The organism is Mycobacterium europaeum (genome assembly GCF_002102155.1).
Taxonomy (GTDB): Bacteria; Actinomycetota; Actinomycetes; order Mycobacteriales; family Mycobacteriaceae; genus Mycobacterium; species Mycobacterium europaeum.
Window position 1 is genome coordinate 88,250 of record NZ_LQOU01000040.1, and the last position, 19,783, is coordinate 108,032.

Annotated in this window: 16 protein-coding genes; 10 read left to right on the plus strand and 6 right to left on the minus strand. The window is 71.6% G+C overall.

Annotated features, from left to right (window positions below):
- Positions 1-73 precede the first annotated feature (73 nt).
- Positions 74-787 carry a histidine phosphatase family protein gene (locus AWC03_RS18725; protein ID WP_085242208.1) on the minus strand — a complete coding sequence of 238 codons (714 nt, stop codon included), beginning with the start codon at positions 785-787 and terminating at the stop codon, positions 74-76.
- Between the two features lie 84 nt (positions 788-871).
- Here AWC03_RS18725 and AWC03_RS18730 point away from each other — a divergent pair, with 84 nt between their 5' ends.
- Positions 872-1,744, plus strand: a complete 873-nt coding sequence (locus tag AWC03_RS18730) for a MaoC/PaaZ C-terminal domain-containing protein (protein WP_085242209.1) — start codon at positions 872-874, stop codon at positions 1,742-1,744.
- Here AWC03_RS18730 and otsB read toward each other — a convergent pair.
- Both otsB and AWC03_RS18740 read right to left on the minus strand, forming a co-directional pair.
- Complete coding sequence (gene otsB, locus AWC03_RS18735; protein ID WP_085242210.1) at positions 1,741-2,868, minus strand: trehalose-phosphatase; 1,128 nt, start codon at positions 2,866-2,868, stop codon at positions 1,741-1,743. The two genes, AWC03_RS18730 and otsB, sit on opposite strands and share 4 nt — an antisense overlap.
- 41 nt (positions 2,869-2,909) lie before the next feature.
- A complete protein-coding gene (locus AWC03_RS18740; RefSeq protein WP_085242211.1) occupies positions 2,910-4,253 on the minus strand; it encodes a wax ester/triacylglycerol synthase domain-containing protein in 1,344 nt (447 codons plus the stop codon).
- A 167-nt stretch (positions 4,254-4,420) separates the two neighbouring features.
- Between AWC03_RS18740 and AWC03_RS18745 the strand changes: the two genes are divergently transcribed.
- The 3 genes from AWC03_RS18745 (at position 4,421) to AWC03_RS18755 (ending at position 9,076) form a co-directional block, all read left to right on the plus strand.
- Complete coding sequence (locus AWC03_RS18745; RefSeq protein ID WP_085242212.1) at positions 4,421-7,702, plus strand: error-prone DNA polymerase; 3,282 nt, start codon at positions 4,421-4,423, stop codon at positions 7,700-7,702.
- A 281-nt stretch (positions 7,703-7,983) separates the two neighbouring features.
- The gene (locus AWC03_RS18750) at positions 7,984-8,343 is read left to right on the plus strand and encodes a hypothetical protein (RefSeq protein ID WP_085242230.1); all 360 of its coding nucleotides are present in this window, start codon (positions 7,984-7,986) and stop codon (positions 8,341-8,343) included.
- Positions 8,344-8,431: 88 nt separating this feature from the next.
- Entirely contained in the window at positions 8,432-9,076 is a 645-nt protein-coding gene (locus AWC03_RS18755; RefSeq protein WP_085242213.1) for a nitroreductase family protein, read from the plus strand.
- A 9-nt stretch (positions 9,077-9,085) separates the two neighbouring features.
- On the opposite strand, the gene AWC03_RS18760 is transcribed toward AWC03_RS18755, so the two are convergent.
- Positions 9,086-9,550: a tRNA (cytidine(34)-2'-O)-methyltransferase gene (locus AWC03_RS18760; protein ID WP_085242214.1), complete on the minus strand. Its 465-nt coding sequence runs from the start codon at positions 9,548-9,550 to the stop codon at positions 9,086-9,088.
- Positions 9,551-9,567: 17 nt separating this feature from the next.
- Here AWC03_RS18760 and AWC03_RS18765 point away from each other — a divergent pair, with 17 nt between their 5' ends.
- From AWC03_RS18765 to AWC03_RS18790, 6 genes are all read left to right on the plus strand, one after another.
- The gene (locus AWC03_RS18765) at positions 9,568-10,173 is read left to right on the plus strand and encodes a class I SAM-dependent methyltransferase (protein WP_085242215.1); all 606 of its coding nucleotides are present in this window, start codon (positions 9,568-9,570) and stop codon (positions 10,171-10,173) included.
- A 250-nt stretch (positions 10,174-10,423) separates the two neighbouring features.
- Positions 10,424-13,153, plus strand: coding sequence for an ATP-binding protein (locus AWC03_RS18770; RefSeq protein WP_211279255.1), 2,730 nt, complete (start codon positions 10,424-10,426; stop codon positions 13,151-13,153).
- Positions 13,150-13,572, plus strand: a complete 423-nt coding sequence (locus AWC03_RS18775; RefSeq protein ID WP_085242217.1) for a roadblock/LC7 domain-containing protein — start codon at positions 13,150-13,152, stop codon at positions 13,570-13,572. The genes AWC03_RS18770 and AWC03_RS18775 overlap by 4 nt, the downstream gene beginning before the upstream one ends.
- 6 nt (positions 13,573-13,578) lie before the next feature.
- The gene (locus AWC03_RS18780) at positions 13,579-13,956 is read left to right on the plus strand and encodes a DUF742 domain-containing protein (RefSeq protein ID WP_085242218.1); all 378 of its coding nucleotides are present in this window, start codon (positions 13,579-13,581) and stop codon (positions 13,954-13,956) included.
- Positions 13,937-14,533 (plus strand): GTP-binding protein, encoded by a 597-nt coding sequence (locus AWC03_RS18785; RefSeq protein WP_085242219.1) that lies wholly within the window; start codon positions 13,937-13,939, stop codon positions 14,531-14,533. Before AWC03_RS18780 ends, AWC03_RS18785 begins: the two co-directional genes overlap by 20 nt.
- Entirely contained in the window at positions 14,530-15,093 is a 564-nt protein-coding gene (locus AWC03_RS18790; RefSeq protein WP_085242220.1) for a pentapeptide repeat-containing protein, read from the plus strand. The genes AWC03_RS18785 and AWC03_RS18790 overlap by 4 nt, the downstream gene beginning before the upstream one ends.
- A gap of 2 nt (positions 15,094-15,095) precedes the next feature.
- Here the strand turns inward: AWC03_RS18790 and AWC03_RS18795 are convergent, their stop codons facing one another.
- Together AWC03_RS18795 and AWC03_RS18800 are read right to left on the minus strand one after the other, a co-directional pair.
- A complete protein-coding gene (locus tag AWC03_RS18795) occupies positions 15,096-17,624 on the minus strand; it encodes an ATP-binding cassette domain-containing protein (RefSeq protein ID WP_085242231.1) in 2,529 nt (842 codons plus the stop codon).
- A gap of 17 nt (positions 17,625-17,641) precedes the next feature.
- Positions 17,642-19,783 (minus strand): ATP-binding cassette domain-containing protein (locus AWC03_RS18800; protein ID WP_211279254.1); only part of this gene is annotated, 2,142 nt, incomplete at its 5' end.

Below are 19,783 nucleotides of genomic sequence, written 5' to 3' on the forward strand. Positions count from 1 at the left end.
GGGTCGCCACCCATCGACCCCGTGGCGATCGCAAGCGCGGCGTCAGCCGGGCGCGGCGGGTCGCCGCCGTCAACTAGCTGTGGAAGTCGCGGATGCCGTCCCAGTCCACCAGGGTCCAGCCGGTCATCGGGTTACCCGTGATCACCACGCGCCCGATGTTGGGCAGCGGGTGGGTGGTCAGCAGCGTGTCCTTGGCGTTCTTGGTGTTCATCAGCGTCCAGTACTCGATGGCGAACTTGTGCGAGAACAGCACCGGGTTGTGCTGGCCGCTGTTGTAGACCTTCTGGATGGCCGCGGTGAAGCTGTCGTTGAACTCCTTGCCGTCGACCGACCCGGGGATGCTGTCGTGCATGTCGCCACGGAGCCAGTCCGCCGGCGCCAGCAGGTACGTCGCACCCTCCTGGGCAACCGGCTTGCCCTCGAACCAGCCGGCATAGATCTCCTGAATGCCTTGCAGCACCTCGACCTGCCTGCCCAGCTCGGCGGCCAACGGCGCGGCGGTCTGCTGGGCCCTGGCCATGGTGGAGGCGTAGACGCCGTCGTAGTCCTTGTGGCCCGCCTGGTGGGCGACCTGCTGGGCCTGCCCCTTGCCCTCGGGGCTCAGGCCGGGCCCGGGCACCGACGTGTCGATGATCCCGCTGGCGTTGGCTTCGGACTCGGCGTGCCGGATGAACGTCACCGTGATGCTGCGTGCCTGGGGCGATCCGCCACAGGCGCCGACGATTACGGCCGCGGTGAGCGCCGCGACCGCCTTCGAGACGTTGGAGACCAAGCTGCGCTTCGGCATGGGAGATAGCCTGCCCTGCCGACGGTGTCGGGGGGAAGGGTTTGCGATGGTTAGGTGGAGAAAATACGTCAGAAGGAGACTCAGATGGCGATTGACCCGAGTGCCGTCGGCGCGGTGACCGAACCCATGCTGTTCGAATGGACCGACCGGGACACCATGCTCTATGCGCTCGGTGTCGGCGCCGGCCTCGACGACCTGTCCTTCACCACCGAGAACAGCCACGGCATCGACCAGCAGGTGCTGCCCACCTACGCGGTGATCTGCTCCCCGGCATTTGCGGCGGCGGGCAAGATCGGGTCGTTCAACCACGCCCTGCTGCTGCACGGTTCGCAGGGCATCCGGCTGCACGCGCCGCTGCCGCCCGCCGGGAAGCTGTCCGTGGTCTCGGAGGTCGCCGATATTCAGGACAAGGGCGAGGGCAAGAATGCCATCATCGTGCTGCGCGGCCGGGGCACCGATCCGAAGTCGGGCGAGCTGATCGCCGAGACGCTGACCACGCTGGTCATCCGCCAGGCGGGCGGGTTCGGCGGGTCGCCGGGCCAGCGCCCGATCGCCCCGGAGTTCCCGGACCGCGAGCCGGACGCCCGCATCGCCCTGCCGACCCGCGAGGATCAGGCCCTGATCTACCGGCTCTCCGGTGACCGCAACCCGCTGCACAGCGACCCCTGGTTCGCCAGGGAGCTGGCCGGATTCCCCAAGCCGATCCTGCACGGGCTGTGCAGCTACGGGGTGGCGGGCCGCGCGCTGGTCGCCGAGCTCGGCGAGGGCGTCGCGGCCAACGTCACGGCGATCGACGCGCGGTTCACCTCGCCGGTGTTCCCCGGCGAGACGCTGACCACGCTGATCTGGCGCACCGAGCCGGGCAAGGCGGTGTTCCGCACCGAGGCGTCGGGAGCGGAGGGCAGCGGCGTGCGGGTGGTGCTCGACGACGGCGCGGTGGAATACGCCCAGACCTAGCCGGACAGCCGGTTTGCCAGGCGGGCGGTGAACTCGCCGGCTTTCGCGGGGCTGTCCAGCGCGAACCGCGCCGCGGTGGCACGGTCGCCGTCGTCGTAGTGCCGCACCAGGATAGGGACCCCACCGTCGCGCACCGCGTCGAACGCGTCCTCGTCGGTGATGTCGTCGCCGAGGTAGACCGGCGTCAAGGCGCCGGTCTCGGCCTCGGTCAGGTGATCGAGCACCCAGCGCAGCGTTTTTCCCTTGTCCCAGTCCAAGTCCGGGCGCAGCTCGATGACCTCGCGGCCGGTGGTCACCCGAAGGCCGTCGCGCCGGCCCGCCGCGCGCACCGCGGCCGCCACGTCGCCGACGCGGTCGCGCGCGGCGTTGCGGTAGTGCACGGCGACCCCGAACCGCTTGTGCTCCACCACCACACCGGGGATGGAGCCCAGCCGCTCCCGCAGCTCGCCGGCCGCGCGCTCGAGCACCGGCACGGCCGTCGCCGCCTCGTCGTTCTGGTGGTGCGCGCCGTCGGGCGCGGTCAGCTCGAAACCGTGGCTGCCGGCATACCAAATGCCTTGCACTCCAACGCGTTTGGTGACGTCGGCCAGGTCGCGGCCGGACAGCACCGCTACCGGGCACCGGGCCGCCAGCTGCCGCAGCGCCTCGGTGGCACCGGGGACCGGGATGGCGGCGTCGGGGTCGTTGACGATGTCGGACAGCGTGCCGTCGAAGTCGAAGAACACCGCCGGCCGGCGTTCGGCGAGCTCGTCGAGGACCGTCAGCGCGTCGGGCAGCTGCGACATCCGCAGGTCCCCGGTGTGCACGGTGACGTCGTGAAGGTCGGCGACGACCGCATCCGCGCCGGCGTCTCGCAGCGCGTCGCCGTGGCCGACGCCGATCACCAACGCGAATCCGCCGGCGCGCGCCGCCTCGACGACCGCTTCGTCGGCGGTGACGACCACGCACCGTCCGGGTCGCACGCCCAGGTCGGCGGCCGCCCTCGCCGGGCCCTCGGGTGAGGAGAAAACCGCGGTGGCCATGTCGATCTCACGCAGCCGCCCGTCCAGCGCGGGCCCGGGCGCGTCGAACAGCACCGCGTCGTGGCGACGCGGGTCGATGACGACCGGGCCCGACTGTGACATGACCCAACCCTCTCACGAGGCCCGGTCCGGCCGGGAGTGGGTCAGTGCCGCGCTTGGCCCGGGAAAGGCGGGCGCGGCCCCGGTGCGCGACGGGCGGCGGCGCGGGGCGACCGCTTGCGGCGACGATCGCCGAACAGCAGGACCGAGTCCTCGCTGAGAGCGATGAGGCGTGCCATGCCCAGTTCGATGCCGGCGGCCAATTCCTTGGCACCGAACGCGGCGCGGGGCTCGGCCGTGATGCCGAACACGAGCTCGTCGCCGTAGCTGAGCACCGCGACCCCGGTGCTCAGCGCAACGGCGGTCGGCGGGATGGGCAGCACGCGCTCCATCGTCTGGCCCATGAGCCGCAGTGGGTGCCGCGGCCCGGGGGCGTTGGTGGCCAACGACACGACGGGGCGCCGCGGCAGTAGCGACAGCAATTGGATCACGCCGTCCCGCACCATCTTTGGCAGGGAATCGAGCGCCGAGTCGACGATGCCGCCGGATCGTGGGCCGGCTTCCCCGGCGACCCAGCGAGCCTGCACGGCGCGCAGCCGCCGCACCGGGTCGTCGTGTTCGACGGGCAGGTACGGTGACCGGACCGGCGTCGGCACCAGGGCGCGCAGCGAGTCCGCCCGCGGCTCCTCGCCGCGGCCGAGCAGCACCGTCCGGAACCCCTCGGTGGTGGCGGCCAGCGCGACGTCGTTGACGCTGGCGCCGAACCTGCGGCAGGCGCGGTCGACGTCGGCGATCGGGACGCGCACCGTGGCGTAGCGCCGCAGGACGGCGGCCCGGTCGTGCGTCCGCAGCCCGGGCCAGACCGCACCGAGGACGGCGCCGGTCGCGGCCCAGGACGCCCGCCACAGCGCGTCGGGCCAGCCCGGTCGCGGCCCCGCGTCCGACGGAACCCGTTCGGCGGCACGGACGTTGGTGAATGCGGTACTGTCGGCGTCGTCGCACAGCCGGGTGAGCAGGTAGGCGGGCGAGTTGCCGTCCAGCAGGCGGTGATGGGTCTTCATCAGGATCGCCCAGCGGTTGCCCTTCAGGCCCTCGATCACCCAGCATTCCCACGGCGGACGGTCCGGGCGCAGCGGTTGCTCGAGGGCGCGGGCGATGGCCTCGGCCAGCTCGGCTTCGTCACCGGGCCGGGGGACCGCCACCCGGCGCACGTGCCGGGCGAGGTCGAAACCCGGGCAGTCGACCCATTCGTGGCGCGTCGGGTGCGGCCGCAGCACCTGCGTGCAGCGCGGCATCGACGGAATGCGTTCGGCCAGAAGGTGTTCGAGGCGGCGGTAATCGGGTGCGCCGCCATCGACGATGGCCACCGCGCCGATGGCCAGGCCGGCGTGCTGGTCGGGATCCTGAGCTTTCAGGAGTGCCGTATCCAGTGCCCTCACCTGCGCCATGCTCGCCCCCGCCGGAAAACCTCGCCCTGTGTTACCAGTGTCTGCCCGGCCCGGTGTCCGCGGTAGGCACGCGGCGTTAAGACCTTGTTTAGGAGTTGAAGATCGGTTTAACAGCGGTTGGACAGGACCGTAGGCGATTCGAACACATATTCGATAGACTACGGGGCGTGGGTTGGTTCAACGGCCCGCCGAGCTGGGCGGAAATGGAGCGGGTGCTCAACGGCAAGCCGCGCCACGCCGGCGTGCCGGTGACGCCGGGTGAGGACGCCCCGCTGTCGCCCAGGCGCGGAACGTACCGGCCGCCCGACCGCGCCCGGGCGGCCGGCTCGTCCGTTCCATACGCCGAACTGCACGCGCATTCGGCATTCAGCTTTCTCGACGGGGCCAGCACACCGGAGGAGCTGGTGGAGGAGGCCGCCCGGCTGGGGCTGCGCGCCCTGGCGCTGACCGACCACGACGGCCTGTACGGCGCGGTGCGGTTCGCCGAAGCGGCCGCCGAGCTCGAGCTGCGCACCGTGTTCGGCGCGGAACTGTCCTTGGGTCCCGGGGCGCGCACCGAGACGCCCGACCCGCCCGGCCCGCACCTGCTGGTGCTGGCCCGCGGCCCGGAAGGCTACCGGCGGCTGTCGCGGCAGCTGGCCGCCGCGCACCTGGCCGGCGGGGAGAAGGGCAAGCCGCGCTATGACCTCGACGCGCTGACCGAGGCCGCCGGCGGGCACTGGCACATCCTGACCGGATGCCGCAAAGGCCATGTCCGCCGGGCGCTTTGCGACGGCGGCCCGGACGCGGCGCAGCGGGCGCTGGCCGACCTGGTGGACCGGTTCGGCGCCGGGCGGGTCAGCATCGAGCTGACCTACCACGGTCAACCGCTCGACGACGAACGCAACGCCGCGCTGGCCGGGATCGCGCCGCGCTTCGGCGTCGGTGTCGTCGCCACCACCGGGGCGCACTTCGCGGGCCCGTCGCGGCGCCGGCTGGCCATGGCGATGGGCGCCATCCGGGCGCGGCAGTCCCTGGACGCCGCCGCCGGCTGGCTGGCCCCGCTGGGCGGCTCGCACCTGCGGTCCGGCGAGGAGATGGCCCGGCTGTTCGCTTGGCGCCCCGACGCGGTGAGCGCCGCCGCCGAGCTCGGCGAGCAGTGCGCGTTCGGGCTGGCGTTGATCGCCCCGCAGCTGCCGCCCTTCGACGTGCCCGCCGGGCACACCGAGGACAGCTGGCTGCGGCAGCTGACCATGACGGGGGCGCGGGAGCGCTACGGGCTCCCCGATGCCGCGCCGCGCGCGTACGCCCAGATCGAGCGCGAGCTGAAAGTCATTGCCCAGCTGACGTTTCCCGGATATTTCCTGGTGGTGCACGACATCGCCCGGTTCTGCCGGGAGAACGGCATCCTGTGCCAGGGCAGGGGATCGGCGGCCAACTCCGCGGTCTGTTACGCCCTGGGCGTCACCGCGGTGGATCCGGTGGCCAACGAACTGCTGTTCGAGCGCTTCCTGTCGCCCGCCCGCGACGGGCCGCCCGACATCGACATGGACATCGAGTCCGACCAACGTGAAAAGGTCATCCAGTACGTCTACGATCGCTACGGCCGCGATTATGCCGCCCAGGTCGCCAACGTCATCACCTACCGGGGCCGGATCGCGGTGCGCGACATGGCCCGCGCCCTGGGCTTCTCGCAGGGGCAGCAGGACGCCTGGAGCAAGCAGCTCGGCCACTGGAACGGCCTGGCCGACTCCGCTGACGTCGAGGGCATCCCGCCGCAAGTGGTCGATCTGGCCAACCAGATCCGGAACCTGCCGCGGCACATGGGAATCCATTCCGGCGGCATGGTGATCTGCGACCGCCCGATCGCCGACGTGTGCCCGGTGGAGTGGGCGCGCATGGCGAACCGCAGTGTGTTGCAGTGGGACAAGGACGACTGCGCGGCAATCGGTCTGGTGAAATTCGACCTGCTCGGGCTGGGCATGCTCAGCGCGCTGCACTACGCCATCGACCTGGTGGCCGAGCACAAGGGCATCGAGGTCGACCTGGCCCGGCTCGACCTCGCCGAGCCGGCGGTCTACGAGATGCTGGCCCGCGCGGATTCCGTCGGCGTGTTCCAGGTGGAGTCGCGCGCGCAGATGGCCACCCTGCCGCGGCTGAAGCCGCGGATCTTCTACGACCTGGTGGTCGAGGTCGCGCTGATCCGGCCCGGTCCCATCCAGGGCGGGTCGGTGCACCCCTACATCCGGCGGCGCAACGGGCTGGACCCGGTGACCTACGACCACCCGTCGATGGAGCCGGCGCTGCGAAAGACGCTGGGGGTGCCGCTGTTTCAGGAGCAGCTGATGCAGCTTGCCGTCGACTGCGCCGGCTTTAGCGCCGCCGAGGCCGACCAGCTGCGCCGCGCCATGGGCTCCAAGCGCTCGACCGAACGCATGCGGCGGCTGCGCGGGCGGTTCTACGACGGCATGCGGGAGCTGCACGGTGCCCCCGACGAGGTGATCGACCGGACCTACGAAAAGCTGGAGGCGTTCGCTAATTTCGGCTTCCCGGAAAGCCACGCGCTGAGTTTCGCGTCGCTGGTGTTCTACTCCTCGTGGTTCAAGCTGCACCACCCGGCGGCGTTCTGCGCGGCGCTGCTGCGCGCCCAGCCGATGGGTTTCTATTCGCCGCAGTCGCTGGTGGCCGACGCGCGCCGGCACGGCGTGACGGTGCACGGGCCGGACGTCAACGCCAGCCTGGCCCACGCCACGCTCGAGAACGCGGGAACCGAGGTCCGCCTCGGGCTGGGTGCCGTGCGCCACATCGGCGACGACCTCGCCGAGCGCCTCGTCGACGAGCGAAAAGCCAACGGCGCGTTCGCCTCCCTGCTGGACCTGACGGCTCGGCTGCAACTGAGCGTGCCGCAGACCGAGGCGCTGGCCACGGCCGGCGCGCTGGGCTGCTTCGGCATGTCGCGGCGGGAGGCGCTGTGGGCGGCCGGGGCCGCGGCCACCCAGCGGCCGGACCGGTTGCCCGGCGTGGGCTCGTCGTCGCACGTGCCGGCGCTGCCCGGGATGAGCGAGCTGGAGCTGGCCGCCGCCGACGTGTGGGCCACCGGCGTCTCCCCGGACAGCTATCCGACGCAGTTCCTGCGGGAAGACCTGGACGCCTTGGGCGTGGTGCCCGCCGGGAGGCTGCTGGACGTGCCCGACGGCGACCGCGTGCTGATCGCCGGCGCGGTGACCCACCGGCAGCGGCCCGGGACGGCCCAGGGGGTGACGTTTCTCAACCTGGAGGACGAGACGGGGATGGTCAACGTGCTCTGCACGCCGGCGGTGTGGGCGCGGCACCGCAAGCTGGCCAACGCCGCGCCGGCGATGCTGGTGCGCGGCCAGGTCCAAAACGCCAGCGGCGCCGTCACCGTCGTCGCCGAGCGGCTGGGCCGCATCACCCTGGCCGTCGGGTCGAAGTCCCGCGACTTCCGGTGAGCCGTGGGTCGCCGCGGCGGCTCGCCGCCTCGCCGCCTCGCGCGCCGAACGTGCACTGGCTGCGAAGTTTTGGCGAAATTCTCGCCGTGGGTGCACGTTCGGCGAGATCCCGCAGGCCGCACGTCTCGGCGGGGGAACGGCACGGCTTCGCGTATCCGGTTGCTGAAACGCCGAAAGTTGACACCCGCAAATCCGCCGCGTCGTAAACTACCGTGCCTGCTCTCGACCAGAAGGAGCCGGACTTGAAATTGTCCTCGGGACGGCTCGTCCGCCCGCGCTTCATGGCTGCGGCTCATCCACAAGTGACGTTCAGGCTTGCTCGCCACGGCGCTGCAATATTGGGTTGTACTGCGGCGTTTGTGTTTCTCCCTGCGGTCGCGAGCGCAGACCCGCCCGACCCGCACCAGCCGGACATGACGAAGGGCTACTGCCCGGGTGGGCGGTGGGGCTACGGCAATCTGGCCGTGTGCGACGGCGAGAAGTACCCGGACGGGTCGTTTTGGCACCAGTGGATGAAGACCTGGATAGCCGGGCCTCAGTTCTACTACGACTGCGTCGGCGGAGACGAACCTCTCCCGGGCCCGCCGCCGCCCGGTGGATGCGACGGGGCGATTCCGCGCGACCAGCCGGCACCGTCCTAGAAACCCGACCTCGGCCGGAGGGGGCCGCGGCAGCCCGCGGAACCTCTTGTGTCAGTTCGGCGCTCATGTACCCGGGTAGTCTCCGAGCATGACCCTCAACCTGTCCGTCGACGAAGTCCTGACCACCACCCGCTCGGTCCGCAAACGCCTCGACTTCGACAAGTCGGTGCCACGCGAAGTGCTGATGGAATGTCTCGAGCTGGCGTTGCAGGCCCCCACCGGATCGAACTCGCAGGGCTGGCAATGGGTGTTCGTCGAGGACGCCGACAAGAAGAAGGCGATCGCCGACGTGTACCTGGCCAACGCCCGCGGCTACCTGAGCGCGCCGGCGCCGCAGTACGGCGAGGGGGACACCCGCGGCGAGCGGATGGGCAAGGTCCGCGACTCCGCGACCTACCTCGCCGAGCACATGCACGAGGCGCCGGTGCTGCTGATCCCCTGCATCGAAGGCCGCGACGACCAGACCCCGTTGGGTGGGGTGTCGTTCTGGGCGTCGCTGTTTCCCGCGGTCTGGAGTTTCTGCCTGGCGCTGCGGTCCCGTGGGCTGGGCTCGTGCTGGACGACGTTGCACCTGCTCCGCGACGGCGAGCAGCAGGTGGCCGACGTGCTGGGCATTCCCTACGACAAGTACAGCCAGGGCGGGCTGTTCCCGATCGCCTACACCAAGGGCACCGACTTCCGCCCCGCCAAGCGGTTGCCCGCCGAGCAGGTCACGCACTGGAACGCCTGGTAGCCGTCCGGCTCAGACCGCCCCGTCATAGCCGCGCTGCCGCCAGGCCTCGTAGACGGCGACGGCCGCGGCGTTGGACAGGTTCAGCGAGCGGCGGCCGGCCAGCATCGGGATGCGCACCCGCTCGGTGACGTGCGGGTCGGCCAGCGTGGCGTCGTCCAGCCCGTCGGGTTCGGGCCCGAACATCAACACGTCGCCGGGCCGGTAGCCGATGTCGGAGAACCGCGTGCTGGATTGCGCGGTGAACGCGAACACCCGCGCCGGCATGAGCGCGTCCCACGCGGCCGGTAACGAGGGGTGGACCGTGACCGACGCCAGGTCGTGGTAGTCCAGCCCGGCCCGCCGGAGCTGGGGCTCGGACAGGTCGAACCCCAGGGGCTCGACCAAATGCAGTTCGCAGCCGGTGGCCGCCGCCGTCCGGATGGCGTTGCCCGTGTTCGGGGGGATGCGCGGGGAGTAGAACATCAGCTTGAACACAACGCGATAATGGTCGCATGGTCGAGCAGAGCCTCTGGATGCAGAAAGTCGCTGCCGATCCAGGACATTCGCAGTGGTATATCGAGCGGTTCCGGGCGATGGCCCGCGCGGGTGACGACCTGGCCGGCGAGGCCCGTTTCGTGGACGCGATGGCGCCCCGCGGCGCCCGGATCCTCGACGCCGGCTGCGGCCCCGGCCGGCTGGGCGGGCACCTGGCCGCCGCCGGTCACCACGTCGTCGGCGTCGACGTCGACCCGGCGCTCATCGAGGCGGCCGAGCACGATCACCCCGGCCCGCGCTGGCTCGTCGGCGACCTCGCCGAGCTCGATCTGCCCGCCCGCGGCATCGCCGAGCCGTTCGACGTCATCGTGTCCGCCGGCAACGTCATGGCGTTCCTCGCGCCGAGCACCCGGGGCCGGGTGCTGAGCCGGCTGCGGGCCCACCTCGCCGACGAGGGCCGGGCGGCGATCGGCTTCGGCGCCGGCCGCGACTATGCGTTCGCCGAGTTCCTCGACGACGCGGCGGCGGCCGGGTTCGCGCCCGATCTGCTGCTGTCCACCTGGGACCTGCGCCCGTTCACCGATGACTCCGATTTCCTCGTCGCGGTCCTCCGGGCGGCGTAGACCGTCTCGCCGCGGTTTGCCAGGGTCGTGCGTCCGCGCGGGGGTGCGCCTTGGGGCGGCCGGTCTGCTCAGTACGGATTCTGGTGACCTGGGCCGCGGGCTGTCATACTCGTCGGATTGCCACGTTGACGCGCTCGCGCCCATCTGGCGTGGCACGGGTGGATAAAGCAGGAAGTCTCATGAGCCTCTCGATTTCTCGAGCGCTGACCATCAGCGCGGCGGCCGGTCGCCCGGCCGCGGCGACGTGACCATGTTCGCCCGCCCGGCCGCCCCGGCCGAGGCGGCCGCACCCGAGTCCGTACCGCCCCGCAGCGCCGGCGCGGCCCCGGGCAAACGCCCGCCGGCCTGGTCGCTGAGCAACTGGCCGGTCGGGTGGAAAGTCCTGGCCATCGTGCTGGTCCCGCTGGCGTTGGCAACGGTGTTCGGGGCGCTGCGCATCGAGGGCGCGATGGCGAACTCGAGTGGTCTGCGGCTGGCCGCGGCCCGCGCCGACCTGGTCCCGGTGATCACCAAGTACATGTCGGCCCTGGACGTCGCCCTGGTGGCGGGCGGCACCGGGCGCGACGTCGAGGGGGCCAAGAAGAACTTCGACGCGCGCAAGTACGAGCTGGACACGCGGGTGCGCGACACCGACGTGAGCCCCGAGGTCCAGTCGGGGGTGAACAACCTGCTCGACGGCGGTCAGATGCTGGTGAACAAGGCGACCGACAACGGGCTCGGGTTGCGGGAGCGGGTGACCCTCTACGCCCCCATCCTGCTGACCGCGGAGGACGTCATCAACGCGTCGGTGCGCGTCGACGACGAGAAGATCCGCGCCCAGACCCAGGGCCTGAGCCGGGCGGTCGGGGCCCGCGGCCAGATGACGATGCAGAAGATCCTCGTCACCCGCGGCGCCGACCTGCCCGAGCCGCAACTGCGGACGTCGATGATCACCCTGGCCGGGACCGAGCCGTCGACGCTGTTCGGGATGAGCGAAGTCCTCGGCGCGGGCTCGCCCGAGGCCAAGACGCTGCAGCAGCAGCTGGTGACCCGGATGGCGATCATGTCCGATCCGGCCAGCGTGCTCGTCGACGACGCCGACCTGCTGCGCTCGATCCAGACCACCGACGAGATCGCCGAGCAGGTCATCAAGGACGCCACCGCGTCGGTGACGAAATCCGTGCACGCCCAGGCCGCCGACAAGCGCAACTCCGCGATCATCGACACGGTCGTGGTGCTGGCCGCCATCGTGATCGCGCTGGTCGTCGTGCTGCTGGTGGCGCGCGCCCTGGTGCGGCCGCTGCGCGTCCTGCGTGACGGCGCCCTCAAGGTGGCCCACACCGACCTCGAGGAGGAGATCGCCCGGGTCAAGGCGGGCGGCGCCGAGCCGACGCCGCAACCGCTGCCCGTGTACACCACCGAGGAGATCGGCCAGGTCGCCCACGCCGTCGACGAACTGCACACCCAGGCCCTGCTGCTGGCCGGCGACGAGGCGCGGCTGCGGCTGCTGGTCAACGACATGTTCGAGACCATGTCGCGGCGCAGCCGCTCGCTGGTCGACCAGCAGCTGTCGCTCATCGACCGGCTCGAGCGCAACGAGGAGGACCCCGAACGCCTGGACAGCCTGTTCCGGCTGGACCACCTCGCGGCCCGGCTGCGCCGCAACAGCGCCAACCTGCTGGTGCTGGCCGGCGCGCAGCTCGCCCGCGACCAGCGCGACCCGGTGCCGCTGGCGACCGTGCTCAACGCGGCGGTGTCGGAGGTCGAGGACTACCGGCGCGTCGAGATCGCGGGGCTGCCGGACAACAGCACGCTGATCGGCGCGGCCGCCGGTGGCGCCATCCACCTCTTCGCCGAGCTGATCGACAACGCCCTGCGCTATTCGCCGCCCTCGACGCCCGTGCGGGTCTCGGCGGCCCGCGGCGGCGACGGCGGAGTCGTGGTGCGGATCGCCGACTCCGGGCTGGGCATGAACGACACCGATCGGCGCATCGCCAACATGCGGCTGCAGGCCGGGGGCGAGGTCAGCCCGGACAACGCCCGCCACATGGGCCTGTTCGTGGTCGGCCGGATCGCGGCCCGGCACGGCATCCGGGTCGGGCTGCGCGGCCCGGCGGCCAACGAGGCGGGCCCCGGCACCACCGCCGAGATCTACCTGCCGCCGGCCATCCTCGAGGGCACCGGCCAGCCGGTTCGCGTCGCGCGGATCAGGGCCGTCTCGTCACCCAGCGCGCAACCCGCCGCTGGGGACGCCCCCGAGGAACGCGCGCCCGAGCCGGCGGTGCGCGCCGCCGCGGCCGACTCCGTGCCACCGGTCACGCTGTTGCCGCGCCGCAACCCCGGGTCCAGCGGCATCACCGACGTGCCTGCCCCACCCGCCGAGCAACAGCCCCGGCGGCCCCGGCGCGAACTGCCCACCCCGTGGTGGGAGAGCGGGACCCCGGCGCAACCGGCCGCCCCGGCGGCCCCCGCCGAGCCGGAGCCCAAACCCGCCCGGACCGCGTCGGACACGTCGGCGTTCTTCGCCGCGCGGTCGCGGGAGGCCGACAAGCCGGCCGCCTCCGCACCGAGCGCACCCGGCCTGTCGATCCCGGCCGCCCCGCAGGGTGCGGCCACCCCGGCCGACGACGACGTGATCTACCGGCGGATGCTGTCGGAGATGCTCGGCGATCCGCACGACCTGGTCAACAGCCCCGACCTGGACTGGCAGTCGGTATGGGACCGCGGCTGGACACTGGCCGCGGCGGCCGAGGACAAGCCCGTCGAGGCGCGCACCGCCGAGCACGGCCTGCCGGTCCGCACTCCCGGGGCCCGGCTGGTGCCCGGCGCGGCCAACGGAACCGACCTGCCCGAGCAGGACCGGCCCGACTCCGCCCGGGAGCCGCAGCACGCGGCCGCCGCGCGCGATCCCGAGGCGGTTCGCGCCTCCTTCAGCAGTCACTTCGGCGGGGTGCGCACCGGCCGGTCGCACGCCCGCGAAGAAGGGTCCGATCAGCAATGACCTCACCCGGTATTCCCCCGCGAGCGGGCGGTGCCCCCCCACTGGACTGGCTGGTGACGCGGTTCGCCCGCGAGGTCCCCGGCGTGGCGCACGCCCTGCTGGTCTCCGTCGACGGCCTGCCCATCGCCGCCAGCGAGCATCTCCCGCGCGAGCGCGCCGACCAGCTGGCCGCCGTCGCCTCCGGCCTGGCCAGCCTCGCGACCGGCGCCGCGCAGCTGTTCGAGGGCGGCCAGGTGCTGCAGTCCGTGGTCGAGATGCAGCACGGCTACCTGCTGTTGATGCGCGTCGGCGACGGCTCCCATCTGGCCACCCTGGCCGCGACGTCGTGCGACATCGGTCAAATCGGCTACGAGATGGCCATCCTGGTCGAGCGGGTCGGGGGCGTGGTCCAGTCCACCCGCCGGTCCGGCGTCTCGTGAGCCGCGATGGACGAACCCGAGCCCCGGCCGACGACCACACGTAGAGGAAATCTGGTCCGCCCGTACACCCTGACGGCCGGGCGGACCGGCACCGACGTCGAGCTTCCCGTGGAAGCGCCGATTCAGACGCTGCAGGCCGGCCTGGCCCACCGGTGGCCCGCTGAGGATGCGAAAGGCAGGATCATCCAGTTGTGCGTCGGCAGCCCGTCGGTCGCGGAAATCTCTGCCCGGCTGGATCTTCCGCTCGGCGTCACGCGCGTCCTGGTCGGCGATCTGGTGTTGTCCGGCTACCTTCGGGTGCACAGGACGTTGTCCGAGCGTTCGACCAGAGATGAGCGCCACGAACTGATAGGAAGGACGCTGCGTGGCCTTAAGGCACTCTGAGGTACACCCCGAGATGCAGCAAGGCGGAGCCCACGCCTCGACCAAGATCGTCATCGCGGGCGGCTTCGGCGCCGGCAAGACGACGTTCGTCGGCGCGGTGTCGGAGATCATGCCGTTGCGCACCGAGGCGATGCTCACCGACGCCTCGACCGCCGTCGACGCGCTGGAGGCCACCCCCGACAAGCGGACCACCACCGTCGCGATGGACTTCGGCCGGATCACCCTGGACGAAGACCTGGTGCTCTATCTGTTCGGCACGCCGGGCCAGCGCCGGTTCTGGTTCATGTGGGACGACCTGGTGCGCGGCGCCATCGGGGCGATCGTCCTGGTGGACTGCCGGCGGCTGGAGGACAGCTTCGCCGCGGTCGACTTCTTCGAGCACCGCAACCTGCCGTTTCTGGTCGCGGTCAACGAATTCGACGATGCGCCGCGCTATCCCGTCGCGGAGGTGCGCGAGGCGCTGACCCTGCCCGCGCACATCCCGGTGATCACCGTCGACGCCCGGGATCGCCGGTCGGCGACCGACGCGCTGATCGCGGTCAGCGAATACGCCCTGGCCACCCTGACCGCCAATTGACCGGGCGGTGGGTCGACCGCCAATTCTTGGGCCACGACTTCACCGACGAGGACCTCAGCCGGCTGCACACCGAACGGGTGGTGTTCGACGAGTGCAACTTCGGCGGCGCCAACCTGGCCGAGTCGCAACACCGCGGGTCGGCTTTCCGCAATTGCACGTTTCGGCGGACGTCGTTATGGCACAGCTCGTTTGCACAGTGCAGCATGCTGGGCTCGGTCTTCGTCGAGTGCCGGATGCGGCCGATCACCTTCGACGAGGTCGACTTCACGCTGGCGGTGCTGGGCGGTAACGACCTGCGCGGCGTCGACCTGAGCGGCTCCCGGTTGCGCGAGGCCAGCCTGGTGGAGGCCGACCTGCGCAAGGCGGTGCTGCGCGGCGCCGACCTGTCCGGCGCCCGGGCGACGGGCGCCCGGCTGGACGACGCCGACCTGCGGGGGGCGACCGTGGATCCCTCGTTGTGGCGAACCGCATCGCTGGCGGGCGCCCGCGTCGACGTCGGCCAGGCGGTGGCCTACGCGGCGGCGCACGGCCTGCGCCTCGGGGAGACCCTGGACGGCTGAGGTCAGTGTTTGAGCCGGATGCGCCACCGCACCAGGCCGGCGTAGGCGATCGACAACGCCGCGAGCATGCCCATGTCGAACAGCCAGGCGGACGGCGTGTGCTGGAAGTGGCTGTCCCGCGGGTTCTGCGGGCCGGGCGCCACCGTCCACAGGTCGACCGTCGACGCCTGCGCGGCGTACCCCCACCGCGACGGCACCGCCCAGGACAGCTGGTCGAGGAAGACCCGGTTGGTGACCGGCACCATCCCGCCGGACAGCACCATCTGGCCCATCAGCGACACCACCAGCAGCGGCATGATCTGCTCGTTGGAGCGCGCCAGCGCCGACAGCAGCAGACCCAGCATCGCCGCGGCCACACAGGTCGCGGCGACGGCGACGAACAGCTCGAGCGTCGGGTTGCCGAGCAGCACGGCCGGGCGCGTCGGCGTGCCCTTGCCGATCACCACGATGGCCGTGGCGATCGCCGCCTGGGCGACGGCGAACACGCAGAACACCGCGATCTTGGCCAGCAGGTAGGCCGTGGTCGACAGCCCGACCGCCTGCTCGCGCCGGAAGATCGGCCGCTCGCCGATCAGGTCGCGGATGGTCAGTGCGGTGCCCATGAAGGCCGCGGCCATGGTGAGCAGCGTCAGGATCGTCGCGGCCTCGCCGGCCGAGTCGCTCGTCGGATCGGCGTAGCCGAAACCGGTGTGGCCGGGAACGGTCAGCGACAGCGCGCCCATCACGAACGGCAGCAGCGCCAGGAACACGAAGTAGGCGCGGTCGGCGACCACCAGGCGCACCTGGCGGCGGGCGACGGTGGAGAACTGGCGACGGGTGCTGGTGCGCGGCGGGACACCGAGGTCGGCCGGCGCCTCCGTCTGGACGGCCGGCGGCGGTTTGTTCTGCGCCAGGAAACGGCGGTTGGCCTCGTCGGGGTCGGCGCCGACCTTCGCGAAGATCTGCGCCCAGTTGGTGGTCCCCATGGCGGCGCCGATCTGGTCCGGCGGCCCGAGGAAGGCGGTCTTGCCGCCGGGCGCCATCAACAGCACCTGGTCGCACACGTCGAGGTAGGTCAGCGAGTGGGTGACCACCAGCACCACCCGGCCCGCGTCGGCCAGCTGGCGCAGCATGGTCATCACCTGCAGGTCCAGCGCCGGGTCCAGCCCCGACGTCGGCTCGTCGAGGATCAGCAGCGACGGCCCGGTCAGCAACTCGAGCGCCACCGAGGCGCGCTTGCGCTGCCCGCCGGAGAGCTTGTCGACCCGGGTGCCCGCGTGCTGGGTCAGGCCGAGTTCGTCGAGCACCTGCGCGACGACCTCTTCGCGGTCGGCCTTGGTGGTGTCCGGCGGCAGCCGCAGCTCGGCCGCGTAGCAGAGGGCCTGGTTGACCGTGAGCTGGCGGTGCACCACGTCGTCCTGCGGGACCATCCCGATCCGGGTCCGCAGCGACGCGTACTCGGTGTGGATGTTGTGGCCCTCGAAGGTGACCAACCCGGAGGTCGGGGTGGCGTACCCGGCGATCAGCCGCGACAGCGTGGTCTTGCCCGCACCCGACCCGCCGATGAGGGCGGTCAGCGTGCCCGGGCGGGCGGTCAGCGAGATCCGTTCCAGCAGATTCTTGCCGCCGACACTGAAGTCGACGCCGCGCACCTCCAGGCCGCCGGTGCGCGCCGCCGCCTCCTGGCGGCGGACCAGGATGCCGCCGGAGAACACCAGGTCGACGTTCCCGATGGTCACCACGTCGCCTTCGGACAGCACCGCCGCCGCCACCTTGAGCCCGTTGACGAAGGTTCCGTTGCTGCTGTTGGCGTCGCGGATCTCGGTGCCCGCCGGCGTCGGCGTGAGAAACGCGTGATGGCGTGACGCCAGCACGTCGTGGATGACGATGTCGTTGTCGAGCGCGCGGCCGATCCAGGCGGCGCGGCCCGGTCGGTCGGTCACCCGCTCGGATTCGGGTCCGAGGTTCTGCACCCGCGTGGTCGGGAACTCGGCGACCTGGCCGCTCACGCCGATCTCGGTCGGCGGATTCGCCTGGGGCGGGCCGCCGGTCTGCGGCACCGACCGTGTCGCGGCGTCGGGCCGCACGATCGGCACGGCGGTGGTGCGGTTCGGGCCCTGCCAGGGGCGCGGCGGTGGGGCCGGTGGCCGCTGGCCGGTCGGGGGGGCCGGGTGCGCGTCGCCGGGCGGTGTGATGACCGGGATCGACTCCGTGGTCGGCGGGAGCATGCCCACGGTCCCGGTGTGGTGGCCGATTTCGAACGTGATCCGGGGGCCGTCGGGCTTGCCGATGTTGAGGGTCTGGCCGTCCTCGATGTCGACCAGGGGCACCCGCTGGCCGTTGAGGTAGATCCCGTTCAGCGAATGGTTGTCCAGCGCGACCCACTTGCCGCGGTCGAACCTCAGCAGCAGGTGTGCGCGCCCGATCAGCGGGTGCGCCACCCGCAGGTCCGCGCGCAGGTCGCTCCCGACCACCACGTCGCGGCCGGCCGCGAAGCTGCCCTTCGATCGGTCCGATCGAACGGTCAGCACGGGCTCGGCGGCTTGTGTCATCGGACCGGCCCGCGAGTTCAGCGCTTCAGCCGGATGTGCCACCGGACGAAGCCGGTGTAGGCGGCGGACAGGAACGCCAGCATGGCCATGTCGAACACGAAGATGTGCTTCGAGTGCTGCCAGATCGGGTCGTTGGTCGGGATCTGTTTCACCTTCACCAGCGACGGAAAGTCGATCGAGGAGGCGCCCGCGGCGTAACCCCAGCGGGCGGGCGTCAGCCAGGCGAGCTCCTCGAGGCCGAAGCGCTGATAGACCGGGATCATGCCGCTGGAGAACACCAGCTGCGACATGATCGACACCACGAGCAGCGGCATGATCTGCTCGTTGGACTGCGCCAGGGCGGACAGCAACAGGCCCAGCATCGCCGACGCCACACAGGTTCCGGCGACGGTGACGAACAGCGAGAACGTGGAGTTGTCGAAGAACGGGGGGTGTGCCGTCGGCGCACCCTTGCCCAGCCGCACGATGATGGTCGCCACCGCCGCCTGGCCCGTGGCGAAGACGCAGAACACCGCGATCTTGGCCAGCAGATAGGCGGTGGTGGACAGGCCGACGGCCTGCTCGCGCCGGAAGATCGGGCGCTCGCCGATCAGGTCCCGGATGGTCAGCGCGGTCCCCATGAAGACGGCGCCGATGTTCAACAGCACCATGATGTACTGCGGCTGCGTGGGCGCGGGACCGAGCGGGTCGGCCGGGCCGAGGCCGGGGTGGGGACCCTTCACGGTCAGCGACAACGCGCCGATGAGGAACGGCAGGACTGCGAGGAAGACCGTGTAGCCCCGGTCGGACACGACCAGGCGAACCTGGCGGCGCGCGATCGTGGACAGCTGCTTCCAGATGTCGGTCCTCGGGGGCTCGCCCAGGTCGGCCGGGCTTTGCGGCGACGGCGGCTTGGACGCTTGCTGGTTGCGCTCCTGGAAGCGGCGGTTGGCCTCGTCGGGATCGGCGCCCACCTTGGCGAAGATGTCGGCCCAGTTGCGGGTGCCCATGGCCGCCTCGACCTGGTCGGGTGGCCCGCAGAACGCGGTCTTGCCGCCGGGTGCGACCAGCAGGATCTGGTCGCAGACGTCCAGGTAGGACACCGAGTGCGTCACCACCAGCACCACACGGCCGGCGTCGGCGAGCTGGCGCAGCATCAGCATGACCTGACGGTCCAGCGCCGGGTCCAGGCCGGAAGTCGGCTCGTCGAGCAGCAGCAGCGACGGCTGGGTGAGCAGCTCCAGGGCCACCGAGGCGCGCTTGCGCTGCCCGCCCGACAGCTTGTCCACCCGGGTCTCGGCGTGCTTGGTCATGTCCAGTTCTTCGAGCACCTGGGCGACGATCTGAGCCCGCTCGGCTTTGCTGGTGTCGGGCGGCAGCCGCAGCTCGGCGGCGTAGTTCAGGGCCTGGTTGACGGTCAGCTGGCGGTGCACGACGTCGTCCTGCGGGACCATCCCGATCCTGCTGCGCATCGACGCGTATTCGGCGTGGATGTCGTGGCCCTCGAACGTCACCGAGCCCGACGTGGGGCTGGTGTAGCCCACGATCAGCCGCGACAGCGTGGTCTTGCCGGCGCCCGAACCGCCGATGATGGCCGTCAGCGTGCCGGGCCGGGCGGTCAGCGAGATGTGGTCGATCAGCTGCTTTCCGTGGTCCACGGTGAAGCAGACGGAGTTGACTTCCAGGCCGCCGGTGCGCGTCGCCGCCTCGGTGCGGCGGAGCAGCTCGCCGCGGGTGAACACCAGGTCGACGTTGCCGATGGTGACCAGGTCGCCCTCGGTCAGCACCGCGGACCCCACCCGCACGCCGTTGACGAAGGTGCCGTTGACGCTGTGGGCGTCGCGGATCTCGGTGCCCAGCGGCGTCTGGATCAAGAACGCGTGATGGCGGGAGGCGAGGACGTCCTGGATGACGACGTCGTTGTCGGTGGCGCGGCCGATCGTCAGGGCGCCGGAGGGCTTGTGCAGCGCCCCGGACCGCGACGGCCTGAGCGCCTGGAACATCTTGGTCGCCAGGTTCGCCACCTCGGGGCCCCTGGCGGCGCCGGGCGACATCTCGGTGTGCGGGGATGCCTGCGCGGGCGGCTGGAAACTCAGCGGCGGCGGCGGCGGGGCGGGCGTCACCGTCACGGTCTGGGTCTCCGTTGCTGTCGGGGGCGGCGGTTCGGTCGTGGGCGGTGG